Annotated in this window: 23 protein-coding genes and 1 pseudogene; 19 read left to right on the top strand and 5 right to left on the bottom strand. The window is 48.9% G+C overall.

All coding sequences use genetic code 11. The annotated features are described in order from the left end of the window. Positions 1-16 precede the first annotated feature (16 nt). Positions 17-940 (bottom strand): ROK family protein, encoded by a 924-nt coding sequence (locus PAECUDRAFT_RS13115; protein ID WP_006038578.1) that lies wholly within the window; start codon positions 938-940, stop codon positions 17-19. Positions 941-1,055: 115 nt separating this feature from the next. Between PAECUDRAFT_RS13115 and PAECUDRAFT_RS13110 the strand changes: the two genes are divergently transcribed. The 5 genes from PAECUDRAFT_RS13110 to PAECUDRAFT_RS13090 all read left to right on the top strand — a co-directional run bounded on the left by PAECUDRAFT_RS13110 (position 1,056) and on the right by PAECUDRAFT_RS13090 (position 7,532). Further along, a complete protein-coding gene (locus PAECUDRAFT_RS13110; RefSeq protein WP_006038577.1) occupies positions 1,056-2,093 on the top strand; it encodes a LacI family DNA-binding transcriptional regulator in 1,038 nt (345 codons plus the stop codon). Between the two features lie 267 nt (positions 2,094-2,360). Further along, entirely contained in the window at positions 2,361-3,227 is an 867-nt protein-coding gene (locus PAECUDRAFT_RS13105) for a discoidin domain-containing protein (protein ID WP_006038576.1), read from the top strand. A 407-nt stretch (positions 3,228-3,634) separates the two neighbouring features. Beyond that, a complete protein-coding gene (locus tag PAECUDRAFT_RS13100; RefSeq protein WP_006038575.1) occupies positions 3,635-5,044 on the top strand; it encodes a phytase in 1,410 nt (469 codons plus the stop codon). A gap of 182 nt (positions 5,045-5,226) precedes the next feature. Continuing rightward, on the top strand, positions 5,227-6,348 hold the full coding sequence (locus PAECUDRAFT_RS13095; RefSeq protein ID WP_407636293.1) for a phytase: 1,122 nt from the start codon (positions 5,227-5,229) through the stop codon (positions 6,346-6,348). Between the two features lie 260 nt (positions 6,349-6,608). Beyond that, positions 6,609-7,532, top strand: coding sequence for a Rossmann-fold NAD(P)-binding domain-containing protein (locus PAECUDRAFT_RS13090; protein ID WP_006038573.1), 924 nt, complete (start codon positions 6,609-6,611; stop codon positions 7,530-7,532). 30 nt (positions 7,533-7,562) lie between these two features. On the opposite strand, the gene PAECUDRAFT_RS13085 is transcribed toward PAECUDRAFT_RS13090, so the two are convergent. Continuing rightward, positions 7,563-8,669, bottom strand: a complete 1,107-nt coding sequence (locus PAECUDRAFT_RS13085; RefSeq protein ID WP_006038572.1) for a P-loop NTPase family protein — start codon at positions 8,667-8,669, stop codon at positions 7,563-7,565. Positions 8,670-8,759: 90 nt separating this feature from the next. Between PAECUDRAFT_RS13085 and PAECUDRAFT_RS13080 the strand changes: the two genes are divergently transcribed. The 6 genes from PAECUDRAFT_RS13080 to PAECUDRAFT_RS13060 all read left to right on the top strand — a co-directional run bounded on the left by PAECUDRAFT_RS13080 (position 8,760) and on the right by PAECUDRAFT_RS13060 (position 11,550). After that, complete coding sequence (locus PAECUDRAFT_RS13080; RefSeq protein WP_050794349.1) at positions 8,760-9,206, top strand: NUDIX hydrolase; 447 nt, start codon at positions 8,760-8,762, stop codon at positions 9,204-9,206. A gap of 13 nt (positions 9,207-9,219) precedes the next feature. Next, positions 9,220-9,762 carry a histidine phosphatase family protein gene (locus tag PAECUDRAFT_RS13075; RefSeq protein WP_006038570.1) on the top strand — a complete coding sequence of 181 codons (543 nt, stop codon included), beginning with the start codon at positions 9,220-9,222 and terminating at the stop codon, positions 9,760-9,762. Positions 9,763-9,800: 38 nt separating this feature from the next. Continuing rightward, the gene (locus PAECUDRAFT_RS25895; protein ID WP_006038569.1) at positions 9,801-9,953 is read left to right on the top strand and encodes a hypothetical protein; all 153 of its coding nucleotides are present in this window, start codon (positions 9,801-9,803) and stop codon (positions 9,951-9,953) included. A 133-nt stretch (positions 9,954-10,086) separates the two neighbouring features. Further along, the gene (locus PAECUDRAFT_RS13070; RefSeq protein ID WP_006038568.1) at positions 10,087-10,536 is read left to right on the top strand and encodes a HEAT repeat domain-containing protein; all 450 of its coding nucleotides are present in this window, start codon (positions 10,087-10,089) and stop codon (positions 10,534-10,536) included. A gap of 58 nt (positions 10,537-10,594) precedes the next feature. Next, a complete protein-coding gene (locus PAECUDRAFT_RS13065; RefSeq protein ID WP_006038567.1) occupies positions 10,595-11,185 on the top strand; it encodes a hypothetical protein in 591 nt (196 codons plus the stop codon). Beyond that, positions 11,182-11,550: a DUF4180 domain-containing protein gene (locus tag PAECUDRAFT_RS13060; protein WP_006038566.1), complete on the top strand. Its 369-nt coding sequence runs from the start codon at positions 11,182-11,184 to the stop codon at positions 11,548-11,550. Before PAECUDRAFT_RS13065 ends, PAECUDRAFT_RS13060 begins: the two co-directional genes overlap by 4 nt. A 27-nt stretch (positions 11,551-11,577) precedes the next feature. Here PAECUDRAFT_RS13060 and thpR read toward each other — a convergent pair whose 3' ends face one another. Continuing rightward, the gene (gene thpR, locus PAECUDRAFT_RS13055; protein ID WP_006038565.1) at positions 11,578-12,159 is read right to left on the bottom strand and encodes an RNA 2',3'-cyclic phosphodiesterase; all 582 of its coding nucleotides are present in this window, start codon (positions 12,157-12,159) and stop codon (positions 11,578-11,580) included. A gap of 104 nt (positions 12,160-12,263) precedes the next feature. Between thpR and PAECUDRAFT_RS13050 the strand changes: the two genes are divergently transcribed. Further along, on the top strand, positions 12,264-12,917 hold the full coding sequence (locus PAECUDRAFT_RS13050; protein WP_006038564.1) for a M48 family metallopeptidase: 654 nt from the start codon (positions 12,264-12,266) through the stop codon (positions 12,915-12,917). An 80-nt stretch (positions 12,918-12,997) separates the two neighbouring features. Here PAECUDRAFT_RS13050 and PAECUDRAFT_RS13045 read toward each other — a convergent pair whose 3' ends face one another. Then, entirely contained in the window at positions 12,998-13,918 is a 921-nt protein-coding gene (locus tag PAECUDRAFT_RS13045) for a phosphotransferase (RefSeq protein WP_006038563.1), read from the bottom strand. 540 nt (positions 13,919-14,458) lie between these two features. On the opposite strand from PAECUDRAFT_RS13045, the gene PAECUDRAFT_RS13040 reads away from it, so the two are divergent. After that, a complete protein-coding gene (locus PAECUDRAFT_RS13040) occupies positions 14,459-16,075 on the top strand; it encodes a glycosyl hydrolase family 18 protein (RefSeq protein WP_006038562.1) in 1,617 nt (538 codons plus the stop codon). A gap of 84 nt (positions 16,076-16,159) precedes the next feature. After that, positions 16,160-16,693, top strand: a complete 534-nt coding sequence (gene pyrE, locus PAECUDRAFT_RS13035; RefSeq protein WP_006038561.1) for an orotate phosphoribosyltransferase — start codon at positions 16,160-16,162, stop codon at positions 16,691-16,693. Between the two features lie 328 nt (positions 16,694-17,021). On the opposite strand, the gene PAECUDRAFT_RS13030 is transcribed toward pyrE, so the two are convergent. Beyond that, on the bottom strand, positions 17,022-17,438 hold the full coding sequence (locus PAECUDRAFT_RS13030) for a GNAT family N-acetyltransferase (RefSeq protein ID WP_006038560.1): 417 nt from the start codon (positions 17,436-17,438) through the stop codon (positions 17,022-17,024). Positions 17,439-17,569: 131 nt separating this feature from the next. Between PAECUDRAFT_RS13030 and PAECUDRAFT_RS13025 the strand changes: the two are divergent. The 5 genes and pseudogenes from PAECUDRAFT_RS13025 to PAECUDRAFT_RS13005 all read left to right on the top strand — a co-directional run bounded on the left by PAECUDRAFT_RS13025 (position 17,570) and on the right by PAECUDRAFT_RS13005 (position 25,378). After that, positions 17,570-18,311 (top strand): annotated as a pseudogene (locus PAECUDRAFT_RS13025) (Fic family protein). 129 nt (positions 18,312-18,440) lie between these two features. Then, positions 18,441-19,538 (top strand): endospore germination permease, encoded by a 1,098-nt coding sequence (locus tag PAECUDRAFT_RS13020; protein ID WP_006038557.1) that lies wholly within the window; start codon positions 18,441-18,443, stop codon positions 19,536-19,538. After that, positions 19,535-21,010 carry a spore germination protein gene (locus PAECUDRAFT_RS13015; RefSeq protein ID WP_006038556.1) on the top strand — a complete coding sequence of 492 codons (1,476 nt, stop codon included), beginning with the start codon at positions 19,535-19,537 and terminating at the stop codon, positions 21,008-21,010. The genes PAECUDRAFT_RS13020 and PAECUDRAFT_RS13015 overlap by 4 nt, the downstream gene beginning before the upstream one ends. Before the next feature lie 14 nt (positions 21,011-21,024). Beyond that, positions 21,025-22,173: a Ger(x)C family spore germination protein gene (locus tag PAECUDRAFT_RS13010; protein WP_006038555.1), complete on the top strand. Its 1,149-nt coding sequence runs from the start codon at positions 21,025-21,027 to the stop codon at positions 22,171-22,173. A 46-nt stretch (positions 22,174-22,219) separates the two neighbouring features. Next, a complete protein-coding gene (locus PAECUDRAFT_RS13005) occupies positions 22,220-25,378 on the top strand; it encodes a DUF3427 domain-containing protein (protein WP_006038554.1) in 3,159 nt (1,052 codons plus the stop codon). The last annotated feature ends 7 nt before the right edge of the window (positions 25,379-25,385 follow it).

The raw sequence follows: 25,385 nt of genomic DNA, 5'->3' as shown, positions 1-25,385 counted from the left end.
AAAATCTCCTTCTCGTTCAGAATGAATAAGGGATATGGATGAGAGCAGCGGCTCCAATGAGTCCTGCATCTTGTTGAAGTGCGGCGGGAACGAGCTGCGTGTCGCGACCCGATGGATTCAGCGCATAGCGCTTGATATAGTCGGACACGGCATCGAACATAGGCGCGCCGACCTGCGAAACGCCGCCGCCGATGACAAGCAGCTCCGGATCAAACGTATTAATGAGCGATACGCAGCCGATGCCGATGTAGCGGAATGCACGGTTTACGATTTCTTCCATTCTACCATCTTGTCCGGAGAAAGCGAGGTCGAACGCTTCCTTGGACGTAATAGAGCGGCCAAGCAGTTCGCTTGCCGAGCGGGCAATAGCGGTACCGGAGGCGACGAATTCCAGACAGCCCTGTTGTCCGCAAACGCAGGTGCCAGCCGCAGGATCGATGGCCATGTGCCCGATGTCTCCCGCGTTGCCTGTCGCTCCGGTGATCAACTTGCCGTGACTATATATACCCGCGCCGATGCCGGTGCTAACGGTGATATAGATAAAATGCTCGGCAGCTTGCGCGGCGCCGACCCATTTTTCCGCTAAAGCGGCAGCAGTCGCATCGTTCTCGAAAACAATTTCGCTAGAAAAATGCTTCTTGAAAGCAGCAACGACAGGGAATCCCCACCAGCCCCGCATGTTAGGGGGCTCGGCGATGATGCCCAGCTTCGTATTGAGCGGGCCCGGCGCGCCGATTCCGATGCCCAGAAGGTCGGATGGCTGTAATCCTTTATCGTTCAGGAGCCCATTCACAGCCTCGGCAATGCGATCGACCATCTCCGATGGCAGCAGCGTTTGGTCCGTAGGAAGCGAAGTTTTGGCTAGCACCTGTCCTTCGGAATTCACGAGGCCGATCGCTGTTTTGGTGCCTCCGATATCAATGCCAATTGCATAACTCACAGCAATAACCTCCAGCTTGTTTTGGTTTCGCTACTTGACAAACTTGACAAATAAGTTTGTTGTAAAGTAAAGTTAGGCATAGTTTATCATGTTTCGGAAGGATTGAACAGAACCGATGGCACGAAAGAAGAAAGTTTCCATGCAGGATATTGCCGATCAGCTGAATATATCGAAAAATGCCGTGTCGCTCGCTTTGCAGAACAAGAAAGGCGTCAGCGAGGACATGCGGCAGCAGGTGCAGCAAACGGCGAAGGCGCTCGGCTACGGCCAGTTCGCCGAAAAGCCTGCTTCGAGCGGCAACGTGCTTGTGCTCGTGCCGGAGCGGATTATGAGCTACGAGGACAATGACCATTTTCAATTTTTCCACGATATGATCTGGGGGCTGGAGAAAAGCATCCGCAAGAAAGGGATGAATGCGGTAATCGCGCCGATCGATCGCGAGATGGAGGCTGGCCTTCAGCTGCCGCAGCATTGTACGGCTATTTCGTACCAGGGCATTATTTTATTCGGAATCGTGGACAAAGCGTACGCTAAGCTCGTATGGGAGCTGGACGCTCCGCTGGTCATGCTGGACTCGTACCACCGAGAGCTGCCTTGTCCCGTGGTTGCCTCCGCGAATATGGAGGGCGCGTGCGAAGCGGTATCCGAGCTTATCCGGCTGGGACATCGCGAGATCGGGTTTATCGGCCCGGCCAATCTGACGACCAGCCATGAAGAGCGCTGGTTCGGCTATTGGAAAGCGATGCAGGAGCATGCGCTTCGGATTGATCCCCGCACCGTCATGACGTCTTCGCCGAGCTTTGAGCATACGGAGCAGGAGATCGGCCTGTTTTTGAACGGATTGGGCGAACAGCTGCCGAGCGCGTTCTTTTGCGGGAACGACCGCATCGCGTACCTACTGGCGCGACAGCTGCGGAAGCGGGCGATCAAGGTGCCGGAGCGGTTATCGATCATCGGGTTCGATGACCTGAAGTATCAAGAGGAGAGCGGGCTGCGAATGACGACGATGCGGGTGGACAAGGAACGGATGTGCGATGCGGCGGCTCAGCTGCTTTTGTCGCTGACAGGACCAAGCCGTGAGATGGTACGGGTCTACATTCGGCCGACGCTCATTGTACGGGATTCGGTGCGGGAGCATAGCGCAATACGGTAGTCTTCGATATCAAAAAAAGGCTAGAGCCCCGACAATCACAACCCGGGCTTTAGCCTTTTTAAGTCCGTTGATTTGTTCGCAAAATCATTAGTTTGTATATATTAACATATAAGTAAAATACTGATAGAATTTATATAGGATTAGACGGGATTTGATCACCCTTGGATGATCCTGATCACCGGTATAATATGGATCCATATTTGAATGTCGGAGGTTGTTCGTCACTAACATTCGATTCGTTTTTTATAGAGAAAAGGAGTGGAAATTATGCGTAAACTTAAATTAAAAGGTTTAGGATTATTTGCCGCCGCCATTTTGACTGTGACAACGGGATTTTCAACAAGCGCTTTCGCTTCGTCAAGCGTTAACTTGGCAGAAGGCAAGACGGTAACGGCTTCATCTTATGAGGGTGCAACGGTTGACCCTAGTAAAGCGGTAGATGGAAATACGGCAACGAGATGGAGCTCTAATTTCAGCGATGACCAATGGATTGCTGTCGATCTTGGCGCATCATACGCCATAGATGAAGTTAAGCTGAATTGGGAAGCAGCTTATGCTTCGGTCTATAATATCGATGTATCTGACGACGGCACGAATTGGAGAAACATATATACGAAATACGATGGTCAAGGCGGAATTGAAGATCTGACAGTGCTCGGGACGGGCAGATATGTAAGGGTGCAGGGCGTACAGCGTGCGACAAGCTATGGCATTTCCCTCTATGAATTTGAAGTCTATGGCACGCCGGGAACAAACATTGGAGCGAATAAGCCAACAACAGCTTCTTCTACGCTATTGTGGACCTCTGTCCCTTCGTATGCCGTTGACCAAAATAGCAATACGAGCTGGTCGCCTGCAACCACTGACTCAAACCCGACCATTACGGTAGACCTGGGCAGCACGCGCACGATTGCAGGCGCGAATATTAAATGGGGATATGGCTACGCGCCCCACTACAAAATTAGTGTTTCGAACGATGGCGTAAACTGGACGAGCGTAGCCGAGGTTACGAATAATAGCGGCGGAATTGATTTTAACAGCTTCTCTGCATCCGGACGTTATGTGCAGCTGTACGCCTTCGATCGTACACCGGATTACTTTATCGTACATGAGCTTCAAGTTATCGGGAGTTAAGAGCTGGAGAGAACGGAGCCGCCTGTTAGATAAGGGTGGCTTCTTTTCTTTCGTTTCTCCTTACGAGTTAGCCTCTGCTTGAGTTATTGGATTATATCATGATGGATAAGGAGGAACTATCAGTCTTATCTACCATATTCGAGAGCCGGCATTAATAGCTGCGTACTTGTCGGGACGGGGAGATATGAGAAAGATTAAACGATTCGCAATCGCGGGTGGTTGCCTATTGTTAGTCGATGGTACGCCGAAAGATAGGTTTAGAAACCTGCTAACACATTAGGATCGGCAGACGCTTAAGCGGTTGCTTCGTTTTACAATATAACCACATGCTCATGATATTCTTCTAACACTTCCCCTGTAATCTTGCTCCATATGGACATAACATAACGTAGAGGCAGGGAATTGAAATGAAGATTGGGAAATCCGCAGCAGTAATCGCATTATCGGCAAGCTTGCTTTTGCAGGCAGGGACAGTTCTTGGGGCAAGCGCAAGCACGACGACGGGATACGAGCCGCTTAGGAAACAAATGGACAAGATTCATGCGACGATCACTTGGGATAACGATGATCTTTCGGCGTTGATCAAGCTGGAAAATGGCATTGCAGGCACATTTACCGTTGGTGAACGCGAATACCGTTTGGCGGGCAAAGGCTATAAGCTCTCCAAGGAGGTTAAGCTAATTAACAATTCCATTTACATTCCGTCGGAAGCGTTAAAGCAAATTTTGGCTGAAAATGCGAAATTCCGCAACCCGCAGGATGTAATCTCGACATTTGCTGTTAAGGCGCAAGTGGAAACCGCAGCGGTGGAAGACGGCGAGGATGCGGCGGACGACCCGGCGATCTGGCTTGATCCCGCTAATCCGTCCAATTCCAAGCTGATTGCGACGAACAAAGGCGGCGGCGTGCTCGTTTACGATCTGAACGGCAAGCAGCTGCAAAACTATAAAGTTGGAAAAATGAACAATATTGATGTCCGCTATGACTTCCCGCTGGGCGGCAAAAAGGTTGATATCGCTGCAGCAACCAACCGTTCCAAAAATACGATAGACGTGTTTTCGATTAACGGTACAACTGGCGAGCTGAAGGATATCGTAGCAAAGCCGATTGTTGCGAAGATGGAAGAGGTGTATGGCTTCAGCCTTTACCACAGCCTGCGCAGCGGCAAATATTATGCGCTCGTTCTGGGTAAAAAGGGAGAGTTCGAGCAGTATGAGCTGTCAGATAACGGCCAGGGCAAGATTGCAGGCAAGCTGGTACGCGAATTTAAGCTCGCGACGCAGTCGGAAGGCCTTGTGGCGGACGATGAGTACGGTACGATGTATATTGCCGAAGAGGATTACGCGATCCACAAATACGCAGCAGAGCCTAATGGCGGCGTGAAGCCGCTATCCACGGTCGACATTGCTGACGGGCGCAGACTGCAGGATGATATCGAAGGCCTCACCATCTATTATGGCGCAGACGGCCGCGGTTACCTGATTGCTTCCAGCCAAGGCAATGACACCTATGCGATCTATGATCGCCAAGGCAGCAACAAGTATATAACGAGCTTCAAGATCAAGGCCGGAGAGAAGATTGACGGAACTTCGGTTACGGATGGCATCGATGTTCTAGGCTTCGGGCTTGGCGAGCAATTCCCTTACGGCATCTTCGTCGCACAAGATGATTCCAACATGAATGGCGACAAGGAATTGAATCAGAACTTCAAAGTTGTCGCATGGGAGCAGATTGCGCAAGGCGGACCGATCCAACTGCTTATGGAGAAGGAAAATGCCGTCGATCCACGCAAGCTTGTTAAGCGCGACGCCAAATAATTCATAATTGCGAATTCCTCCACAAATATATGCGAACCGTGCTTCTGCCGCGTGCAGAAGCACGGTTTTTTTCGCATGCGTATTCAAGTAAGAAGGAGAGTTACAAATTATTAACATACCGAAAACATACCCGTAACGATTACCTTATATTGTATGATTTGGATCGTGATATAAAAGGAGGAATTATTGTGTCCAAGCTTTACAAGAGGTTGATAGTGGCAGGAATGATCATTTCTTTGTCGTTGGGGTCGAATGCACTGGCTAGTGGATCCCAGCCGGTCTATGTCGAGGCTGATGTGGAAACGGATGCCGTCAGCAATGGGGATGACGCTGCAGATGATCCGGCAATCTGGCTTCACCCTGATGATGCGGAAGACAGCACGATCATCGCAACAAACAAAGCAGGCGGCTTGCTGGTGTATGATCTGGAAGGCCATCAGAAGTTTTCCTATGCGACTGGTAAAATGAACAATGTTGATGTCCGTTACGATTTTCCATTAGGCAGCAAAAAAGTGGATATCGCAGCGGCAACGAATCGGACGACCAATACCGTGGATATCTACGCGATCTCTCCTGTTACGGGCGCACTTACCAATATTTCTGGAACGCCAATTCATTCCAACATGGGCGAGGTTTACGGCTTCAGTTTATATCACAGCCAACGCACCGGTAAATTCTATGCGTTGGTGCTTGGTAAAGCCGGAGAATTCGAGCAGTACGAGCTGTACCACAATGGAAGCGGAAAAATTAATGGAACGCTGGTTCGCTCATTCCAGCTTGGCTCGCAATCCGAAGGGATGGTCGCTGACGATGAGTACGGCAAGATCTACATCGCTGAGGAAGACGTGGGCATCTGGAAATATAATGCCGAGCCTAATGTTAGTAACAGCGCTGTTCAGGTAGCAGCGGTTGATAATCAGAAGTTAACGGCCGATGTTGAGGGACTTACTCTGTATTACGGAGAAGATGGCGAAGGCTATTTGATCGCATCCAGTCAAGGCAGCAACAGCTACGCGATCTTTGACCGTGAGAATTCCAACCCATACCTTGGCAGCTTCATGATTGGGGACGGCGATGATACGGATGGCACTAGCGATACGGATGGCATTGATGTTCTTAACTATGATCTCGGGGATGAATTCTCGAACGGTTTGTTCGTTGCCCAGGATGACGAGAACATGGAGAATGGCGTAGCTATCAACCAGAACTTTAAATTGGTTGAATGGGATAATATTTCGGATGAATTCTCATCCCTTGTCGAGACCCTTGATTCCGTTGATCCGCGTGAGCTTGAAGAGCGATAATGAAGAGTTTCATAGCCGTCAAAAGGTGGGCGTTGTCCATCTTTTGGCGGCTATTTATTATTCATGCAAAACTTTTCCGGCTGAGAATAAGGCGAGGTAAATAACGCTTGCCTGCTTTATTGGATACTCGTAAGGAGGGATAAGGATAGGGATAGGGATAGGGATAGGGATAAATAGTTGACACTAGTAGGTTATTGTCATAGGATTGCATTTATATTCTATTTAGTGTATAAATATACAAAAAAAGATGAGGTGGCCCGTTGAATCACTTGTTATCCTTAAAAGAACTAAGCAAAGATGCCCTTCAGTCCATCATCCTCACGGGGATTGCGATCAAGAAGAACCCTCGAAAATACAATCAGGCATGTGAGCGTAAAGGTCTTATCATGCTGTTTCAAAAAACCTCGACACGAACGAATCTATCCTTCCAGTCAGCAATTAATCAATTGGGTGGTTACGCCGTTACATTGGATTGGGACGCTAGTAACTTCAGCATTTCTCCCATCCAGTATGAGGCGCGGTACGTATCAAGCAACAGCGACATGATCATGGCCAGATTAAAGAAGCATGCGGATTTGCTCGAATTAGCGAAGTATGCCAAGGTTCCAGTCATTAATGGATGCTGCGACAAATACCATCCCTGCCAAGCGCTAGCCGATTTGATGACCGTATATGAAATAATCGGTACGTTCTCGGGCGTTACCATCACTTATGTTGGCATCCACAATAATGTGGCTAATTCCTTGATAGCGGGCTGCGTCACTTTAGGCATCAAGCTTCTCCTCGTGACCCCGATTATTAATGGACCTTCATGGGATGAAGAGTTGATGCGGGATGCGTATGCAAGCGGTTATGTTGAGAACGTAGATAGCCTGACCGATGCGGCGGCTAGGTCTGATTTTGTTTATACGGACACATGGATTGATATGGAGTTTTTCCATGAGGAGCATTACCAAGATGAGAAAAATCGCAGATTGGAGCAAATGCTGCCGTTTCAGCTGAACAAGGCTAATCTGCGAGGGCACACGCCATATATCATGCATGATATGCCGGTTCATCCGGGGTTTGAAATTGAAGAGGAACTGATCGAATCAGAACGATCAGTGATTTATCAGCAGGCGGAGAACCGGATGCATGTGCAGAAGGCGCTGCTGCTTTATTTATTGACTGAGAACAGTGAATAAAATGAAAGGGGGCCACATGGCCCCCCTAAGTTAATATTCCGAATGATCCTGAGCAATAAACACCGTTCCAGCGGCAGTCCATCTATCACATAGCTGTTCACCGCCGACATGGATTTCATTTCCCTCAAATCGAATCAACACAGGCGTATCATGAAGGTAGCATTCGAATTCCGACTTGGGCAGCAATCGTTTTCTGCCGCCGTCCGGGGTGATCAAATAACCATTGGCGATCTCGATCGATTGGTCTAACGCAGCATTAGAATAGATTCCGTTCGGATAGCTGATCGCAACGGGTTCTACAAAAGATAGATTCGAGAACCGAAGAAGCACATCCACATAGACAGGCCACGTTCCAGCCGTAATGTCCAGTGCTAGCTTGGCGAAGGGGGCCGAATCAAACAGTTTTTTTGCATATGTCCCGTAGTCTTGCAAAAACATTTTGTATCCTGCTGCACCTGCTGGCCGATTTGTATAATACGGTCGATACCGGTCTCTTTCCCATATACGTTCAAGGAAGGCGGTTCCACGATCCTGGGTTAGATAGTCGATCGTATCGTTCGTATTCTCTCTATGGAAATAAATGAGCGACGGCTGAAGCGGAGCAATGATCGCATAGAGCTGATCAATAAACGACTTAAGATGGTCATAAGGCGCATCGGCCAGAATAAAACTATAGATTTGAAATTGAAAAATGCTGCTGTCCAGAATAACAATCTCATCGGACTGCATGTGTTGCTGGACGAAATGCTCCCATTTGTCCAGCGCCGCCTTTCTGTAACGATCCAATGAAAATGTCCACGCATCGTATTGGCTGAGGTCATGATGGGCTTCACTTCCGAGCGCATCAAGGTGATGCCATTCGAGTTCAAGCAAGTCTATTCCAACGGAGCGGTTGCGGTTTATGATAAACGCATCCAATATGGCTGCGGCATGCGGATGACGAGCGATGAACGCGTCGTACTCTGGCTTCTCCAGATACGCTTCATAAAAGAATAAAGTCGGATGAGGTCTGGCGACCTCGTGAATCCACCTCGCCTTATGCCCGTTGCGTTCTAGCTGTGTGAACAAAATGCCGGCGTTTGTCGATTTTCCGGTTGAGGGAAGACCCTCCATTAGTATTAATTTGGATGGAATCATGTTGAAATGCTCCTTGTCTACCAATTTCCAATTCAGGTACTTTATGATACTATATTATCTTTGATCATAGGAATGGGGGCGGACAGCGAGATGAGCAATCTTTTGCAGGTTAGAGTAACGGGAATATTGGTGGAGAGTGGCTGCATCCTGTTGGTTAAACAAAATGTAACGTCTGACCGCAAGTGGTCTTTGCCGGGCGGGAGAGTGGAGCAAGGAGAAACGCTTGAAGAAGCAATTGTAAGGGAAATTGCAGAAGAAACAGGGTTTATCACTACGGTTTCCAAGCTATTATATCTATGCGATAAGCCAGATGCATCGCCTTCTCTCCTTCACATAACGTTCCTGCTGCAACGGATTGGCGGAAATCTGCGTCTTCCTTCTAATGAGTTTGATCATAACCCAATAAGCGACGTCGCCATGGTTCCCGTTCATGAGCTTGTTGCACATGGATTCACCGAGAAATTTATGGATATTGTCCGAAATGGATTTCCGGAGTCTGGCAGCTACCAAGGCATGAAGTCCAACATTGGCTTGTGAGGAGGTGACAGCGATGCAACATATCTACGTCGTGCGGCATTGCAAGGCAGAAGGGCAAGCCCCGGATGCGCCGTTAACTGCGGCTGGTGTACAGCAAGCGGAGCAGCTTGCTGCATTTCTGTCAGGGAGATCTATCGATTATATCGTTTCGAGTCCATATGAAAGGGCTTGCCGTACCATAATCCCGCTAGCAGACCAGTTGAGCATTGAAGTCGCTGTCGATGAGCGCCTGATGGAGAGAGTTTTGTCGAATACGAACCATCCCGATTGGCGCGGCAGGCTGCTTCGAACATACGAGGAGCTGGATTTATGCTATGAGGGCGGGGAATCCAGCAACGCGGCGATGAGTCGTGCTATTGATGTCGTTAGGGAAGTGCTGAGGAGCGGGCATCGCAATGCCATAATCGTATCCCATGGCAACCTGATTTCGCTGCTTCTCAAGCATTTTGATGATAGAATAGGGTTTAGGGAATGGGAGTTGATGTCTAATCCTGACGTATTTCAGCTTTCATTCGAGGATGATGCTCCTATTATCCAACGAATATGGACAGAATGATCATAAAAGAACGAATAATCTCTAAGGAGTGAGGAAATATGAATTTTTCGGTCGTGTATCGCATTATTTTGCTGATCGCATCCGTATACCTGATTACGGTCACGACGCAAACATGGCTGATCGTGCTATTGTCGATATCGGCATTGGTTTCGTTGGTTACGTTGATTGCTGGATTTGTGAAACGAAAGTAGGCAGGAATATCTGCTTCAGTAAGCCCCTAATCGGGGCTTTTTTAATTGCTTCTAAATTGACTACCGATTGGAGTAGACGTCATGTATATTAGAACCATCGAATAATGGTTTTTCAGAGGGAAGGTTGGGGAGTATGGACAGCGTTATGTTTCGATCCCTCCAACAAGAAGTCGATGCATTCAAACAATGGGCAAGCGGCGTAACTGAGAAGCGTGGAGAATGGGAAACGGAGTATTTGGAGTGGAATAGCATTTATAATGCGGCTCAGAGCGTTATTGGAGACACTTCTTTAGAAGACTGGAATGCAGCGGTTTACGAACTGGTTTTATATAGTTTAGCTAGGGACAATGAAGTTGAAAATATACTACAGATGCAGGTTCAACATCCCGAAGTTTTAGTGGCAGTAGCCAATAAAGCACTCGCCTATACGGATAGTGAAGCAAGGTGGCAGATTGCCCATGCGCTAGGTGAAATAGAGGGAAGGAATGAAGAATCTATATATTTGTTATCTAGGTTTTCCGAAGATAACGTTGAATATGTAAGACGAAGGGCTTTAGCGGCTTTGGGTAGGAGACAGCGTTAAAAATTAAACCTCGAACGCTGCGAACGGTTCGGCTTCGAGACAGAATGGGAGCGTAGGTATGTTCAGAAACTTTATCCTGTGCAACTTCATCCCAATGACACCCAATTACTTGATCTACGTGAAGGGTTTATATGATAATGCGTATAACGGTTCGCGGAAGTTTCCGGACATCTGCCTCGACAGGGATGGCTTGTTATCCCTAGACGGTTTCCAAACCCGCTTTGAGGAATTATGGCACTCTTATTGCTCGGAACATCCGACATATGAACGGGATTATCAATTCGAGTCTCACTATAATCAGTTGTTTACTCCCGACGAGTTGGGCCAAGCCTGTCAAGAAGCGAGCTGGAGGCTGTTTTTATCCTGGTGGTGGCAAGGGCAAATCGGCGGGAAGGCCATGCTGGAAAGGGTCTCCGATCTTTATATCGAAGAAATTTGGCGCGGACTGGATAAGCAGCTTTCCTCGCTTCCGAAGGTAAGAGATTCGGTTCGATATGAGATCATCATGATTTATGACCGTCCCTTCTCGCATTTGCCGATGAATTTCGGGACGTTCCATTTTCAAACGCTGGATGCGTTAATGCCCGTTTTCAAAAAAGATGAAATCGTAGCAACGATACTAACAAACATAAGGAGCTCTGAGCCATGAACATTACCGTAAACGAAAAGGATGGCTCGCGAGTAGCCGTCATCTCAAGCGATAGCCTGATTATTAAGAATGTGGATGATGCGCTGGATCTGTTAGCCGACGTCCATTATAATCACGGGTGCGATAAAATGCTGGTGAGAAAAGAAAATATCGTGGAGGATTTCTTTGAGCTGAGCACGAGGCTGGCGGGGGAGATCCTGCAAAAATATACGAATTACCAAATGGCCATCGCCATTGTCGGCGAGTTTGGCAGCTATAACAGCAAGAGCTTGAACGACTTCATCTACGAGTGCAATCAGGGCAAGAAAATCGTATTCCGCTCGACGGAGGAAGAGGCGCTAGAGGCTCTTCATAGCATCGATTAGGCGAGTGAAAGGCAGAAGCCCCCTTCTTCATAAAGAGAAGCGGGCTACTTCTTCATACATGGGGCGTTGGCGCATGTGGGTGCGGTATAAGCAGATCGCATCAACGTCCCACTCAAGCGAACTATTAAAGTCTAGCTGCGGCGCGACGAATTCCTCGCTCCCGATGTAGCTGCGAGCAATGGTCAGATGGGGACTGTAGGGGCGAGTCTCTGCCGAGAACCCGAGAGGGGCTGTTGCATGGACGGTTGCCTGATGAAGCTGGCGCAGCGAATCGAGCTCGCCGCCGAGCCCAATCCAGAGGACACGGGGCTGTTTCGACAAACCGAACGCGCCTACGTCTTGAAGGGTTAAGCGGAAAGGCTGCAGCGCACCGGATTGCGTTACGGAGGACAAAGCTTCTTGCAGTTTGGGCAGCTGCTTCGGCTCCGTATCGCCGAGAAATTGCAGCGTAATATGCAGATCGGCTTCATGCGTCCACTTGCGAAACGATCGCGTGTCACGGAGTGCGTTCGACCAGCCGCCAATCACCTTTTTCAAAGCTACCGGCAGTGGAACCGCAACAAACAGGCGCTGGGGATCCGGTGACGAACCAGATGATGGAGCGTTCATATAGGACTTGTCCTCCTTGGGCATAAATGCTAACTTTTTTCTATTGTAGCCTTCTGAGGCGCGAAGCACACTTCATAAATTACCCTATAGAAACGATGTTGATGATGAAAATTGAATTGGCAGAGCAGATGGTTGAATTTCATGTGGAATATGGTCCCCGCAAAAAAATATCGCTTCAAATCGAGCCTTCGGGACTGATCACGGTCAAAGCGCCGAATGGCGCGATCGACGAAATGATCATGAGCGCCGTACGGCAGCATGAGAAGTGGATCTTGGAACGGTTGGCTTTGATCGCCAAAGCGAAGGAAGCGCCAAGAACGAGAGAGTATCAGGATGAAGGCAAATTTCTTCATCTCGGCCGTTATCATCAGCTTCATGAGCTGATCGAGACGGAGGGGCGGAGCGAGGATGAGCTGAAGCTCCAGCTGAAAAAGTTTTATTTTGCAAGCTGTAAGAAGGTCGTTCTGGAACGGATCAAGGATTACCAGAAGCAGCTGAAGGTAACGCCCAAGTCGATTGAGATCGTCGAGTCCCGGACCAAATGGGGGAGCTGCAGCTCGGATCGCAAGCTCACCTTTAATTACCGCCTGGCGATGGCCCCGGTCGAAGTGATCGATTACGTCATTGTCCATGAGCTATGCCATCTAACGCATATGAACCATGACCGCTCCTTCTGGCGGCGCGTAGGAAGCATCATGCCGGATTATAAGGATAAGGAAGCTTATCTGGAACGGTACGGACAGGCGATGACGCTGTAGATGAAGTCCTGGAGAAGGTTCTCCGGGGCTTTATTATTTTAATGGAGAACCCTAACATGAATCTTATTCGATTATCTCCCTCATTCAATTGCTTGACGAATGGTAAATAGCGTCTCTAACGCGGCCATTCTTTTTTGGAGTTTATGGATGTTAATTTCGCCGTTCTGTGAATCGTTCAACAGAGGTCCCATAATTCGAAACATACAGGCTTTTAACAAATAGAGAAAAAGGCCGTCGGGCATTTCCTGCGGTACATCGCCGTCGCAATAGATGGTTAGGGTCGAACGGATTCGAGCTAATGAAGCGGACTCGGAAAAATCCCATAAACAAGTCCAATACAGGAATTGAGCTAATGCGTAAAGTTCATTGTCATATTCGGGCGTGAAATCAATGATCGTTTTGATAGTATGATCACAGAAAACGATATTTCCGGGTCCCAAATCGGCATGTATGAGTTGTTTGGGAGCGCGGTTGAAATAGTCGACATGCTCCGATAAAACGAGCTGTGCACGCTTCAATAACCACCGAACCCTCTCATCTAGTTCAAACGTTTGCAAGAACTCTTCAACCTTACGGCACATGAACGCGACGGACTTTAATTTATCCCAATTGTTTACTTCTTCTATCTCCGTTGCTGCAAAAGGAACTTCTCGAAGGATCTGATAATAGGTATATAAATGCTTGATAATCGAACAAAATTGCTCATCGGTATACGTTTCAATAGCCTCGCCAGGGACAAATTCAATTAATGTATAACCGGATTTGGTCATTAACTTATTTGTTTTTGTCGGAATAATGCTTCCTTGGATCAAGCCGTGGTTCTTTAACACGGTTTGAGCCTTCTGATACGCGTTTAAAAAATCCAACCGATCCACCTGCTTCAACACATAGCTGCGTTCGGCTGTGACGATTTGATAGCATGGGCCGCTTTTAGATAGGTCCCGCAATGCCAATACGTCATTAATGCCATATTCACTATTCAATAGTTGCTGGAAAGTCATATTGGTTGAAACTCCTTCCACTGCCTTAATGGTTGCTCATCCCACATTTGCACTTCAAAAAATCTTCCGCCTTAATATACGTCTTCTGCATTAAGGGGTAAGACTTCTGCATCCTGAGCAATGATCCGAAGCGGTTTATCTAAATTTCCTGACCGAACCCTACATTCAATAGTACTACGATTATCCAAAAATGTTCATTATCAGATGATTTTCGTCATAAAAGGATATTTACATTACACCCCTATAGAAATTAGGTGATCTAACACATGATGTGGGTGAATCGGGGGCTGTTGTGCCAACGATTGGTATTTTAGGCGTGGTTCACGATGATGAGCTTTGAAGAAGCATGCAGGAAAACGTATCTTATGCATAGTTGGAGCAGACCACAATTATGTGCTGCATGAAGCGCTGCTGGCTATGGAAAACATTCAGCTTGTGTACCCTTTGCGAACATAAGGAACAAATCCGGCTCTCGTGCGTCTATTAAATGACGGGTTGATGGTATTCCTCATTAATAGACTGGAAGAAAAGGAGCTCATTATGTTCAAAAAGGTTAGTTTACTCGTTGTTGCGCTTGGCGTGCTGTTTGCGAATAGCGCTTTTGCTTACAATGTTCAGCTTAAGCCGTTCAAGGATGAGCAGAACGATTATGCGCGAGAATCGATTTATACATTGTCTGCTTTAGGCATCATTAACGGCTACGAGGACGGAACTTATCGCGCGAATGCAGACCTGTCCCGAGAAGCTTTCGTTAAGCTGCTGGTGATGGCTAGACAGCTGGATACGTCCGCCGCTGTCGGGAAGACGCCCGTGGATGTCGCGAAGACGCGGTGGTCCGCGCCGGTTATTTCGGCTGCCTATGCGCATCAATGGATCGATAGCTTGCTAGATAAGCAGGGAATGTTCCGTCCGGCGCAGACGATTACGAGACAAGAGGTCGCGATGCTCGTCGGGAAGGCGCTGCTGGAGTCTGAGACGGAGCAGACGCGCCAGCAATGGCTGGGCGGGGATTGGAAGACGGAGCGAGATGCGCGGGCGTTCAAGGATCAATCGTCGATCAATGCGGCGATGCAGCCTTATGTGTATTATGCGGCGAACCGCGGCATGATGGAGGGGGACCCGTCGGGGTTTAAGCCGAATGCTCCCCTTATTCGCAAGCAGGCGGCAGCGGTCATTTACCGGTTGATCGATGATCGCGTATCGGGGCAAAAGGTTGATTTTACCGGCTATTATGCGATTCAATCGTACCCGGCGATTCAACAGATGAATAAGCTTGCCCATGTCATCTTCGGCTGGTCGCATTTGTCGTATAGCACGGCAGGGACTGCTGGGCTGGACGTTAGCACAACGGTTAATAAGATTCCAGCGGGTTATGAGGAAGCGATTGCGGCGGCGGATGTTGCGCAAGCGTCCAAGGAGCTGATGGTTTTTTATGACGGCAGCAATTTGAAAGATTTCCTTAAGGATGAGCCGGCGCAGCAGGCATTCGTCCAGTCGCTGCTAGCGACGTTGAACAATTCAGCGTACGGGTTCACTGGAGTGAGCATGGATTTCGAAGGGCTGAAGGAAGCGGGAAGCGCTCCGGACTATGTTCGTTTTTTGCAAAAGGTGAAGGATCAGCTCGGTACTGCGCTCACGCTGTCGGTGGCCGTTCCGCCGATCCAATATTATAAAGGCTATGATCTCGCGGCGATCGGCAAGCTGGCGGATACGGTGATCCTGATGGCTTATGATTTTACGCATAGCGACAGCAAGCTGCCGTCGGCGCCATTGCCGCTCGTGAACGACACGGTTGCAACTGCGCTCCAATCGATTCCGAAGGAGAAGCTTGTGCTCGGCATTTCGAAACAGGCGAACCAATGGATTACAAGCGGCGGCGGCGTAACCGGGAATGTGCTGAGTCCGGCGATTGCAGATGTGGAGAAAAGGCTCGCGATGCCGGGCGTGACCCGCACATGGGAGATGCCATACTTCCTGGCTAAAGCTACGTTTAAGGATGAGCGCGGCAGCCACGAGCTGTATTACGAGGACACGCAGAGCATCGCGAAGAAGATATGGGTGGCGAAGTTTTACGAGCTGAAAGGCGTTTCCTTGTGGTTTATGGGGAACTACACGGCATCGGATTGGACTTTGGTCGGCGAGCAGATGGCGAAGTAGAGAAGGTAGACTTTTCTGGCATATTCTGTTACCCTCTTCTGTGGCATAATTTCGTAGAATCATGAACAGAGACGGGGGAGCAGCATGAACAAGGAAGAGTTGGCTCGAGAGATTTATCGTACGGCGCATCTTACAGGGGTATTCAAGCTGCGGTCTGGCAAGGAATCGAATCAATATTTTGACAAATACTTGTTCGAGTCGAATCCAACGCTGCTTGCAGCAGTCGCTGAGCATATGGCGCCGCTTATTCCAGCTGGGACCGAAGTGTTAGCCGGGCTCGAGATGGGCGGCATACCAATCGCAACGGCATTGTCCTTGAAGACGGGCATTCCTGTCGTATTCGTTAGGAAGAAGGCGAAGGAATACGGCACATGCAAGCTCGCCGAAGGGACGGATATTCAAGGCAAGAAGGTTTGTATCATTGAGGATGTTGTTACAACAGGCGGACAAATTCTATTGAGTGCCGAGGACTTGAAGCGGTACGGCGCACAGGTGAAGGATGTTGTGTGCGTCATTGAGCGGGAACAGGCAGGACGGACGAATTTGGAAAATGCCAACCTAGCCTTCCACTCCGTGCTGAAGATGGACGAGCTTTTGTCGGCTGCTGCTGGAGCGTAGCGGGGATGCGTCCTCGCATACGCTATTATATGAGATGAGTAAGGCGGGGCAGAGAGAGATCTCTGTTCCGCTTTTTTGTTAGGGAAGATAAATCTGCTCTAATCGGGAGCGCAGCGCGCTAGAATGGGAATAGGGCAGATTTTTATGCCCTAATCGTGCATGCAGCGTGTTGGAAGAGGGATAGGGAATATTTTTGTGCTCTATTCGGGCACGCTACCAGCTGGAAGGGGAATAGGGAATATTGTTGTTCGCTATTCGGGCGCGATGCGAGCCGGAAGGAGAATAGGGAATGTTTATATGTCCTATTCGCAACCTAATGCGCGCCAGCCTACGTATTTTTCGAATAAACAAAAAATCCGCTGCGCTTCTCCCAACCCGACGCCGACCAGAAGCCATTGCCAATGGCATTGTCTTCAATCACGAAGATGTGGCACTTGTCGATACCCTCTCGGCTTAGCTGCTCTAAACTAGTCTGAACCAATCGATGGCCAATTTTCTGATTTCGGTAGTCTGGGTTTACGGCAACATGATAAATAAAGCCCCGTCTGCCATCATGCCCGCATAGAATCGTTCCGACGATTAGACCATCCTGCTCCCATACGTAACTTAATCCTTGGTTCCGTTCGAGATACCGCTGAATGTTTTCCTTGGAATCGGCGTTGCTTAACGCTAGCCCTTCGATGCTGCTCCACAGCTGAAGCATAGGCTCGTAATCCTGAATGGTCATCTCTCTGATCTCGCTCATATGCAATCCCCATTTACATCAAAATTTATAATTTTATTATTCGCGAGAAGCGCCGAGAATCCTGTCCTTGTCAACGCCGCGTAATGTTCTTGCTGTGATATAATGGGAGTAACTAAGGGAGGAGTGGCCAAATGGATTTTAATCAAATTGATCAATTAAAAATGGAGTTAGATGAATTGCGGCCATTGCCGACGGCTGCTGTACGAAATTTGGAAGAGGTATATCGGGTAGAATGGACCTACAATTCCAATGCAATCGAAGGAAACACGCTTACTCTATTGGAGACGAAGCTCGTGCTTGAAGAGGGATTAACCATAGGCGGTAAAAAGCTGCGAGAGCATTTTGAGGTAGTCAATCACTCGGAGGCTATCTCTTATGTACAGGATTGTGGTCAATCGCAAGATGGATTTGACAGAGTATGTCATTAAATCCATTCATCACTTGGTTCTAAAGAACATTGAGGATGAGAATGCCGGGCAATATAGAATGATTAATGTGTACATATCGGGTTCGCAGCATACTCCTCCGCATTTTACTGTGCTTACAGAAAAGATGCAGCAATTAATCGAATGGTTTAATGAAAATCAAACAGCATTGCATCCCGTCCAGCTGGCTGCGGAGTTCCATTTTAGGTTTGTATATATTCATCCTTTTTCAGATGGAAACGGACGTACGGCGCGGCTCTTAATGAATCTCATTTTGATGAAATTCGGGTATCCGCCAGCCATCGTGAAAGCTGCTAACGAGGCTCGTCTAAGCTATTATGAAACTTTGGAACTGGCGAGCGCGGCTCACAATGTTGAACCTTTCGTAAGCCTGATTGCAGGATGTGTAGCGGATAGTTTGCAGCGGTATATTGGTGCAGTGAAATGACAGAAGGAGCCGTCCCACCCCGGGAGGCTCCTTTTTTGTCGCGCATGCGCATTCGCATATTTTTTCCTACAATTGGCACCCTATAGGGATGTTATACGATTCGGAGGAAGAAGCGAGGGTGGTGGATTGATGAGCGAAGCGCCGACCAAAATCAATATTTTGCAGTTATTTATGATATTCGCGCTAATGAATGGTCTTGCTGATCATGTCATTATTAATCCGATGCTGCTAGATGCTTCCGGCCGGGATGCTTGGATCACAGTCTTATTGACAGGCGCTTTATTCGTGCTGTGGTCTCTGCTCATTACGTGGATGATGCGCAAATCCGGCCAGGTGAAGTGGCAGGATTGGATTGCGAAGCAGACGCATCCGATTGTATCCTGGATTCTGCTTCTGCCAGTAGGCGTGATGCTTTATCTGATTGGCGCGACGACGGTCATTCATACGAGCAAATGGAATACGGCAAACTACTTGCCCGCGACGCCGGGGCTGATCATCGTCCTGTCGCTCATCTTGATCTGCCTCGTGCTGGCACTATGGGGGATGAGCACGATTGCCATTACAGCGGGCATGCTGCTCCCAATCGTCACCTTGTTAGGGATATTCGTCAGCGTATTCAATGCGACGGAGAAGGATCATCGGCTGCTGAAGCCTGTTCTTGAAAAAGGCTGGTCGCCTGTTGCCGATGGCATGCTTTATGCCGCGGGCGGTTTTGTCGAGATCATCCTGCTGCTGCTGCTCCAGCATCGGCTTGTACGTAAAGTGAAAGCATGGCAGGTGTTACTCTATAGCTTGTTTACCGTGCTGATCATGGTCGGGCCGATCATCGGGGCGATTACGGAATTCGGTCCCACCGAAGCTGCAAATCAGATGACGTCACCTTACGAGCAGTGGCGGCTGATCAAAATCGGGCAATATATCGAGCACGTCGACTTCTTTTCGATTTTCCAGTGGCTGTCCGGCGCCTGCATCCGCGTTAGCCTTGCCGTCTACCTGCTTGTCGATATTGCGCCATTCAAGCGGAATTCCCATCGGCAATGGGCTATTGCGGCTATTATGCTAAGCTATCTCGTCATCGCGCTGTTTCCGCTTAACGACTACTCGTTCTATGAATGGATGTATCGCATCTACATGCCAGTTTCGTTCGGTATTATGTTTACGGTTTCGATTATTTGGATGGGCATCACGTTGGTTGCTAAGCCCATGCGAAAAGGGGAGTCTTCATGACGACGACAGCGAGCCAGACAGCGAGCCAGCCGAATCAGGCATGGTCGGAGGAGCGGCTGCGGGAGACCTACCAAGGCTCCGCCGATGTCTATATCGATGCCTGCCGATTCGGCCAGAGCGAGCATGTGAACGTCATTTTGCTCTATGCGAATGGATTGTGCGATGGCCATCATGTGCAGGAAATCGTGCTGCCCGCGCTGGGCAAGCATTTTGACCAGCATGCTGACGGAGCCTCCGGTCTGGAGCAGCTGATCTCGCGCCTGACGCTGGTATCTATTTCGGAGCAGCCAACTGTCGAAGAGCTGGATGAATCCATTTTTGAAGGCGATCTGATCTTGTTCTTCACAGAGGAGAATCGCTGCTTTCGCATGTGCATCAACCACCGCCCGCAGCGGAGCCCGCAAGAATCCAGTACGGAGATTTCAATTAAAGGGCCGAAGGACGGATTCATCGAGGACATGTACACCAACATCGCCTTGATTCGCAAACGCGTCCGCAGCCATTCGCTATATGTAAAGCCGTTTACGCTGGGCGTACGTACGAAGACCAAAGTATCGCTTCTTTATTTCCACGATATTATTAATCCCAAGATATTGGACGATGTCTGCAAAAAGCTGGACAAATTTGAATCGGACGGCTTATACAGCATCAACCAGCTTGAAGAGTCATTGACGGGGTCCAAGCTTAAGCTGCTCCCTTTGATGGACTACACGGGAAGGCCGGATTTTTGCGTCAATGCTTTGCTTTCCGGCCGATTCCTCATCATCGTCGATGGCAATCCGCTCGTGCTGATCGGCCCCGCCGGACTGTCCTTGATCTTAAAATCGCCGGAGGATGTCCACTTCAACTACTCGTATATTACGTTCGCCAGATTGATTCGGGCATTCAGCCTGTTCCTGTCCGTATTTCTGCCAGCGCTGTGGGTTTCCTTGATGGCGTTTCATCAGGATCAGATTCCGTTCCGCATCATGGCGACGGTTTCGGTCTCTCGGTTAGGGCTGCCGTTCTCTTCTCAAATTGAAACCTTCATCCTGCTTATGCTGCTCGAAATATTCCGCGAAGCGGGCGTGCGCTTGCCCAGCGCCATCGGTCAAACCCTGACGTCCATCGGCGGCTTAATTATCGGCGATGCAGCCATTCGCTCAGGGCTTGTTTCGCCCTCCGTCGTCGTCATTGGGGCCATAACCGCGGTTTCCGGCGTTACGCTCGTCAATCAGTCGCTAAGTACAGTCGTTAGCATATTAAGGCTGTTTTTCTTCGGATTGGCATGTTATCTCGGCATGTACGGCGTGATCTTGGGCATCGTTATTTTTGTCGCCTATATGGCGAGCCAACGCTCCTTCGGGATGAATTACCTTGCGCCGCTATCGCCGCTCAATATCCGTGAAGTGATGATGTCGTACCTGCGAGTGCCGTGGTTCATGCTGAAGCGGAGGCCGACAACCTTGAAGACGCAAGATGAAGATCGGTAAGGGAGTAGATAATCATGCGAATCGTTCGGCAGATGGGGCTGTATTTTCTGCTCCTGGCGGCCATGCTCCAGCAAGGCTGCGGAAGTTCAAGAGATATTCAGAGCTTGGCGTATGTCACAGCGCTTGGGATCGACTATGTGGACGGGAACTACATCACCTACGCCCAAGTGCTTAATTTTTCCAACATTGCGCGTACCGAAAACAACCAACTAGGCAAGAAGGTGCCGACCTGGGTCGGCAGCGGGCAAGGCAAGTTGATGTCTGATGCGATCTCCGGCGTAACGGCAACCTCCCAGTTTCCGATGTTCTGGGGACATCTGAAGTCCGTTGTGATGACCGAAAGCGTGCTGCAGCGCGGGGTGAAGGAAATTTATCAGACGTTGAACCGATATCGGGAGGTCAGGTACAACATTTTGGTCTATGGTACGAAGGACAAGCTGTCCGATATCTTGACTCAGACATCCTTGTTCAATTTATCCCCGCTCGACACCATCATGTTCACAGGCACGCAGTTGGGCAGCCCAAAGTCCTTCCTGTTGCCCGTGAACGGCAATCATGCCATCGCCAACTTGAATGAGCCCGGCAATTCGGCCATAATGCCATCCATCTCGACCACGAAGCAGTTCTGGAAGGAAGATCAGAAGAGCAAATCCATGTTCGAATTGTCCGGTGCCTACTTCTTCGAAGATAGTCGCAGCGCCGGCTGGATGTCTGTTGAAGACCTGAAAGGCATTCGATGGGCCAATCGAAGACTAGCGCAGGCGCCTTTGCAGATTCCGTACAGTGAATCGAACAATGCGGTTATTATGTTCGCTCATCCGCATATGAAGATCAAACCTGTAGTGGGCCAAGCAGGCGCGCAATTTGACTTGCAATTGAAGGTCAACGGCACCGTTTACGAATCGCATAATCGAACGGTCAAGGAGTTGGAGCGCATGGCCGAGCAAGCGATCGAGAAGGAAATAAGGGAGACGTACAAGAAAGGGCTCGCCAAGCGAGTAGACCCTTTTCAACTGGAGGAGGCGCTGTATCGCAAGAAGCCTGCGGCGTTCTATAAGCTGACGAAGAAAAGCTCGTTTTTCTTGGACGAGAAGTCGTTGCGGAACGTGAAGGTTCAGGTGAAGGTGCTTAGTACGGGGAAGTATAAGGAGGAGATACGGTAGGGGTCGAGTGTGGTAGAATATGGGGGTGAATGATTGGAGGTGTCCCATGAAGCAAGGGCTCTACGAGCAAATCATCAACTATGGAACGTTGAAGCAGTTGGCTGCGTTGGATTCGTCCGCCTATGATATTGGGACGGAGCCGCTTGATCCCGAGGAGGCGCGGAAGCTGCTCTCTAACTATATTGCTATCGTAATCCGAAGGGCGCTTAAGGTCGTACGTGAAAATTCGGATACCGACGAAGAGGCGGTGCTCGCTCAGGTTCGGGCATGCAACGATATTATTGCTACGCTGAGAAATAGCATGGATCAGCAGGATTATGAGGAGCTGCAGCTACACGAGCAAGGGGAGATTTTGACCTACGTGTATGCGAAGCTGAACTCCATTCGTGCGGTTAAGGAGGAGAAGGTTTTACGCCCGACGACCCCTCTTTCGCAAAGCTCTCTATTTACGGGCTCGCATTCGGAGCCGAATATGCTCAGTGAATTGAAGCATGAGATTGTAACAGCGGATCGGGTCGAGTTTTTAGTTTCCTTTATCAAATGGAGCGGCCTTCGCTGTCTGATCGAGCAGTTGGAGCAATTTACGGCTAGAGGCGGACAATTGCGCATCATTACGACCACCTACATGGAAGCGACTGATTATAAGGCGGTTATGGAGCTGAGCAAGCTGTCCAATACCGAAATTAAAATCTCGTATGATAGCAGTCGCACTCGGCTGCATGCCAAGGCGTATGTTTTCAAACGGGATACCGGGTTTACGACGGCTTATGTCGGTTCCTCCAATTTATCGAATCCTGCGCTCACCAGCGGGCTAGAGTGGAATCTTAAAGTAACCGAGAAGGACTCGTATGATGTACTGAAAAAGATCGAGGCGACCTTCGAAAGCTATTGGAATGATCGGGAGTTTACGACGTTTCTGGCATCGGAGCCTGAGCATGACGAGCAATTGAAGCAGGCCCTTGGCAAGCAGAAGCTGAATGACGGCAATCAGGAATCGATGGTGTTTGCGTTTACGATAATGCCCTACGACTACCAGAAGGAAATTCTCGAGAAGCTGGAAGCAGAACGAGCGCTGTACGGTCGAACCAAAAACCTGCTCGTAGCCGCTACTGGCGTGGGCAAAACCGTGATTTCGGCATTTGATTATAAACGGTATGCCCAACGCCACCCGCAGGCGAGGCTGTTATTTGTGGCGCATCGCGAGGAAATTCTCAAGCAAAGCATGGACACCTTCCGCTTTATTTTGAAAGATCTGAACTTTGGCGAGCTGCATGTAGGCAGCCATCAGGCGAAATCGCTCGACCATTTGTTTATTAGCATCCAAAGCTTGAATTCGATTAAGCTGACAGAGCGTACGACAGCGGACTATTATGATTTTATTATTGTGGATGAATTTCATCATGCGGCGGCACCTTCGTACCAGAAATTGCTCAACCATTACCAGCCGAATATTCTATTGGGATTGACTGCGACGCCTGAACGGATGGATGGTAAAGATATCGTTCGATACTTCGATGATACCATTGCTGCGGAAATTCGGTTGACGGATGCGATTGATCGGAAGCTGCTTTGTCCGTTTCAATATTTTGGCGTAAGTGACCATGTTGACCTCTCGCAGGTGAAATGGTCCAGGCGAGGCTATGACCTGCATGAGCTTGATAATTTGTACACGAACAACAAGATTCGCGCAACCCAAATCATGAATAGCCTGACGAAGTATGTGACGGATATGGATGAAGTGAAGGGGCTCGGATTTTGTGCAGGTGTGGAGCATGCGCTGTATATGGCTAAAGTTTTCAATGAAGCGGGGCTTCCGTCGGTCGCTTTGCATGGCGGTTCGAGTGACGAGGATCGCGATCAGGTAAAACATAGACTAGTAAGCGGCGATATTAAAATGATATTCGTCGTCGACCTGTATAACGAAGGGGTCGATATTCCAGAGGTCAATACGGTGCTCTTTCTTCGCCCGACTGAAAGCCTGACCGTGTTTTTACAGCAGTTAGGCAGGGGACTTCGATTAGCCGATGGGAAAGAGTGTCTGACGGTGCTTGATTTTATCGGACAGGCTCATAAGGATTATAACTTCCAAGAGAAGCTTAGAGCGCTGCTAGGAAAGACGAAGCATTCTGTTCAACATTATGTCGAGCATGGCTTCTCCAGTCTTCCAAGGGGCAGCTTCATTCAGTTGGAGAAGGTAGCTAGAGCGCATATTCTCAGCAACTTGAAACAAGCAACCAATAACCGCAGAAGCTTGATTCAGCGCATCAAATATTTCGAAGGCGATACAGGGCTCCCGCTCACGCTGGGCAATTTTATCCGTTATCATGGCATGACGCTGCATGAGCTGTACGGGGGACGAACAGGCAATCGCTGGCTGCGGGGGTTAATGGTCGAGGCGGGATTGGGTGACCCTATCGAGTTTGATCAAGGTGACTATTTAGTCAAAAGATTGCCAGCGTTATTACATCTTAATTCTCGAAGACTGCTGCAATTCCTGATGGGCTACTTGTCCGGCGAGAAGCAGGTAACAACGGAGGAAGAGCAGCTGATGCTGAACCTGTTCTACTACACCTTCTACCGATCGGAGCCGAAAAAGCAGGGATTCGATAGTATTGAGCAGGGAATAGCTTTCATTGTTTCTTGTAAGGAATTCAAGGAAGAGATTATTGAAATCTTGCAATATAACGCGATGCATATTGATTTTGTTGATGAGTCGAATGATTTTCCGTTTGCTTGCCCGCTAGATTTGCATTGCAAATATTCTACGGATCAGGTACTGGCGGCGTTCGGGCTGTGGAATACGCATAAAGCGCCGGCGTTTCGTGAAGGCGTCAAATATTTTGAAGATAAGGGGACGGATATTTTCTTCATCACGCTTAATAAGTCAGACAAAGATTTCTCGCCATCTACGCTTTATGAGGATTATGCCATTAATGAACGGCTGTTCCACTGGCAATCGCAGAGCCGAATTTCAGAGGAAACGAAAACGGCGCAGCGATACATCAATCATCAGCGGACAGGCAACCGAATTACTTTGTTTGTTCGGGAGTATAAGGATGAGAACAATTACACGATGCCGTTCACATTCCTTGGGGAAGCGGACTATGTGAGGCATGAGGGTAATAAGCCGATCAGCTTCGTGTGGCGGTTGAAGAAGGAGATGCCGCCTGCACTAGTACCGGCAGCCAATAAAGCGATTGTTTAGGATGTGA

The organism is Paenibacillus curdlanolyticus YK9 (assembly GCF_000179615.1).
In the GTDB taxonomy this organism is placed as follows: domain Bacteria; phylum Bacillota; class Bacilli; order Paenibacillales; family Paenibacillaceae; genus Paenibacillus_T; species Paenibacillus_T curdlanolyticus.
Note: the sequence above shows the minus strand (reverse complement) of the source record. Positions and strands in the feature narration are given on the sequence as shown.

Excerpts from the sequence above, each read along its gene's own strand:
- PAECUDRAFT_RS13110 (WP_006038577.1), top strand. The coding sequence starts at position 1,056 with ATGGCACGAAAGAAGAAAGTTTCCATGCAGGATATTGCCGATCAGCTG.
- PAECUDRAFT_RS13105 (WP_006038576.1), top strand. The coding sequence starts at position 2,361 with ATGCGTAAACTTAAATTAAAAGGTTTAGGATTATTTGCCGCCGCCATT.
- PAECUDRAFT_RS13100 (WP_006038575.1), top strand. The coding sequence starts at position 3,635 with ATGAAGATTGGGAAATCCGCAGCAGTAATCGCATTATCGGCAAGCTTG.
- PAECUDRAFT_RS13085 (WP_006038572.1), bottom strand. The coding sequence starts at position 8,669 with ATGATTCCATCCAAATTAATACTAATGGAGGGTCTTCCCTCAACCGGA.
- PAECUDRAFT_RS13080 (WP_050794349.1), top strand. The coding sequence starts at position 8,760 with ATGAGCAATCTTTTGCAGGTTAGAGTAACGGGAATATTGGTGGAGAGT.
- PAECUDRAFT_RS13075 (WP_006038570.1), top strand. The coding sequence starts at position 9,220 with ATGCAACATATCTACGTCGTGCGGCATTGCAAGGCAGAAGGGCAAGCC.
- PAECUDRAFT_RS25895 (WP_006038569.1), top strand. The coding sequence starts at position 9,801 with ATGAATTTTTCGGTCGTGTATCGCATTATTTTGCTGATCGCATCCGTA.
- PAECUDRAFT_RS13070 (WP_006038568.1), top strand. The coding sequence starts at position 10,087 with ATGGACAGCGTTATGTTTCGATCCCTCCAACAAGAAGTCGATGCATTC.
- PAECUDRAFT_RS13065 (WP_006038567.1), top strand. The coding sequence starts at position 10,595 with ATGTTCAGAAACTTTATCCTGTGCAACTTCATCCCAATGACACCCAAT.
- PAECUDRAFT_RS13060 (WP_006038566.1), top strand. The coding sequence starts at position 11,182 with ATGAACATTACCGTAAACGAAAAGGATGGCTCGCGAGTAGCCGTCATC.
- thpR (WP_006038565.1), bottom strand. The coding sequence starts at position 12,159 with ATGAACGCTCCATCATCTGGTTCGTCACCGGATCCCCAGCGCCTGTTT.
- PAECUDRAFT_RS13050 (WP_006038564.1), top strand. The coding sequence starts at position 12,264 with ATGAAAATTGAATTGGCAGAGCAGATGGTTGAATTTCATGTGGAATAT.
- PAECUDRAFT_RS13045 (WP_006038563.1), bottom strand. The coding sequence starts at position 13,918 with ATGACTTTCCAGCAACTATTGAATAGTGAATATGGCATTAATGACGTA.
- PAECUDRAFT_RS13040 (WP_006038562.1), top strand. The coding sequence starts at position 14,459 with ATGTTCAAAAAGGTTAGTTTACTCGTTGTTGCGCTTGGCGTGCTGTTT.
- pyrE (WP_006038561.1), top strand. The coding sequence starts at position 16,160 with ATGAACAAGGAAGAGTTGGCTCGAGAGATTTATCGTACGGCGCATCTT.
- PAECUDRAFT_RS13030 (WP_006038560.1), bottom strand. The coding sequence starts at position 17,438 with ATGAGCGAGATCAGAGAGATGACCATTCAGGATTACGAGCCTATGCTT.
- PAECUDRAFT_RS13020 (WP_006038557.1), top strand. The coding sequence starts at position 18,441 with ATGAGCGAAGCGCCGACCAAAATCAATATTTTGCAGTTATTTATGATA.
- PAECUDRAFT_RS13015 (WP_006038556.1), top strand. The coding sequence starts at position 19,535 with ATGACGACGACAGCGAGCCAGACAGCGAGCCAGCCGAATCAGGCATGG.
- PAECUDRAFT_RS13010 (WP_006038555.1), top strand. The coding sequence starts at position 21,025 with ATGCGAATCGTTCGGCAGATGGGGCTGTATTTTCTGCTCCTGGCGGCC.
- PAECUDRAFT_RS13005 (WP_006038554.1), top strand. The coding sequence starts at position 22,220 with ATGAAGCAAGGGCTCTACGAGCAAATCATCAACTATGGAACGTTGAAG.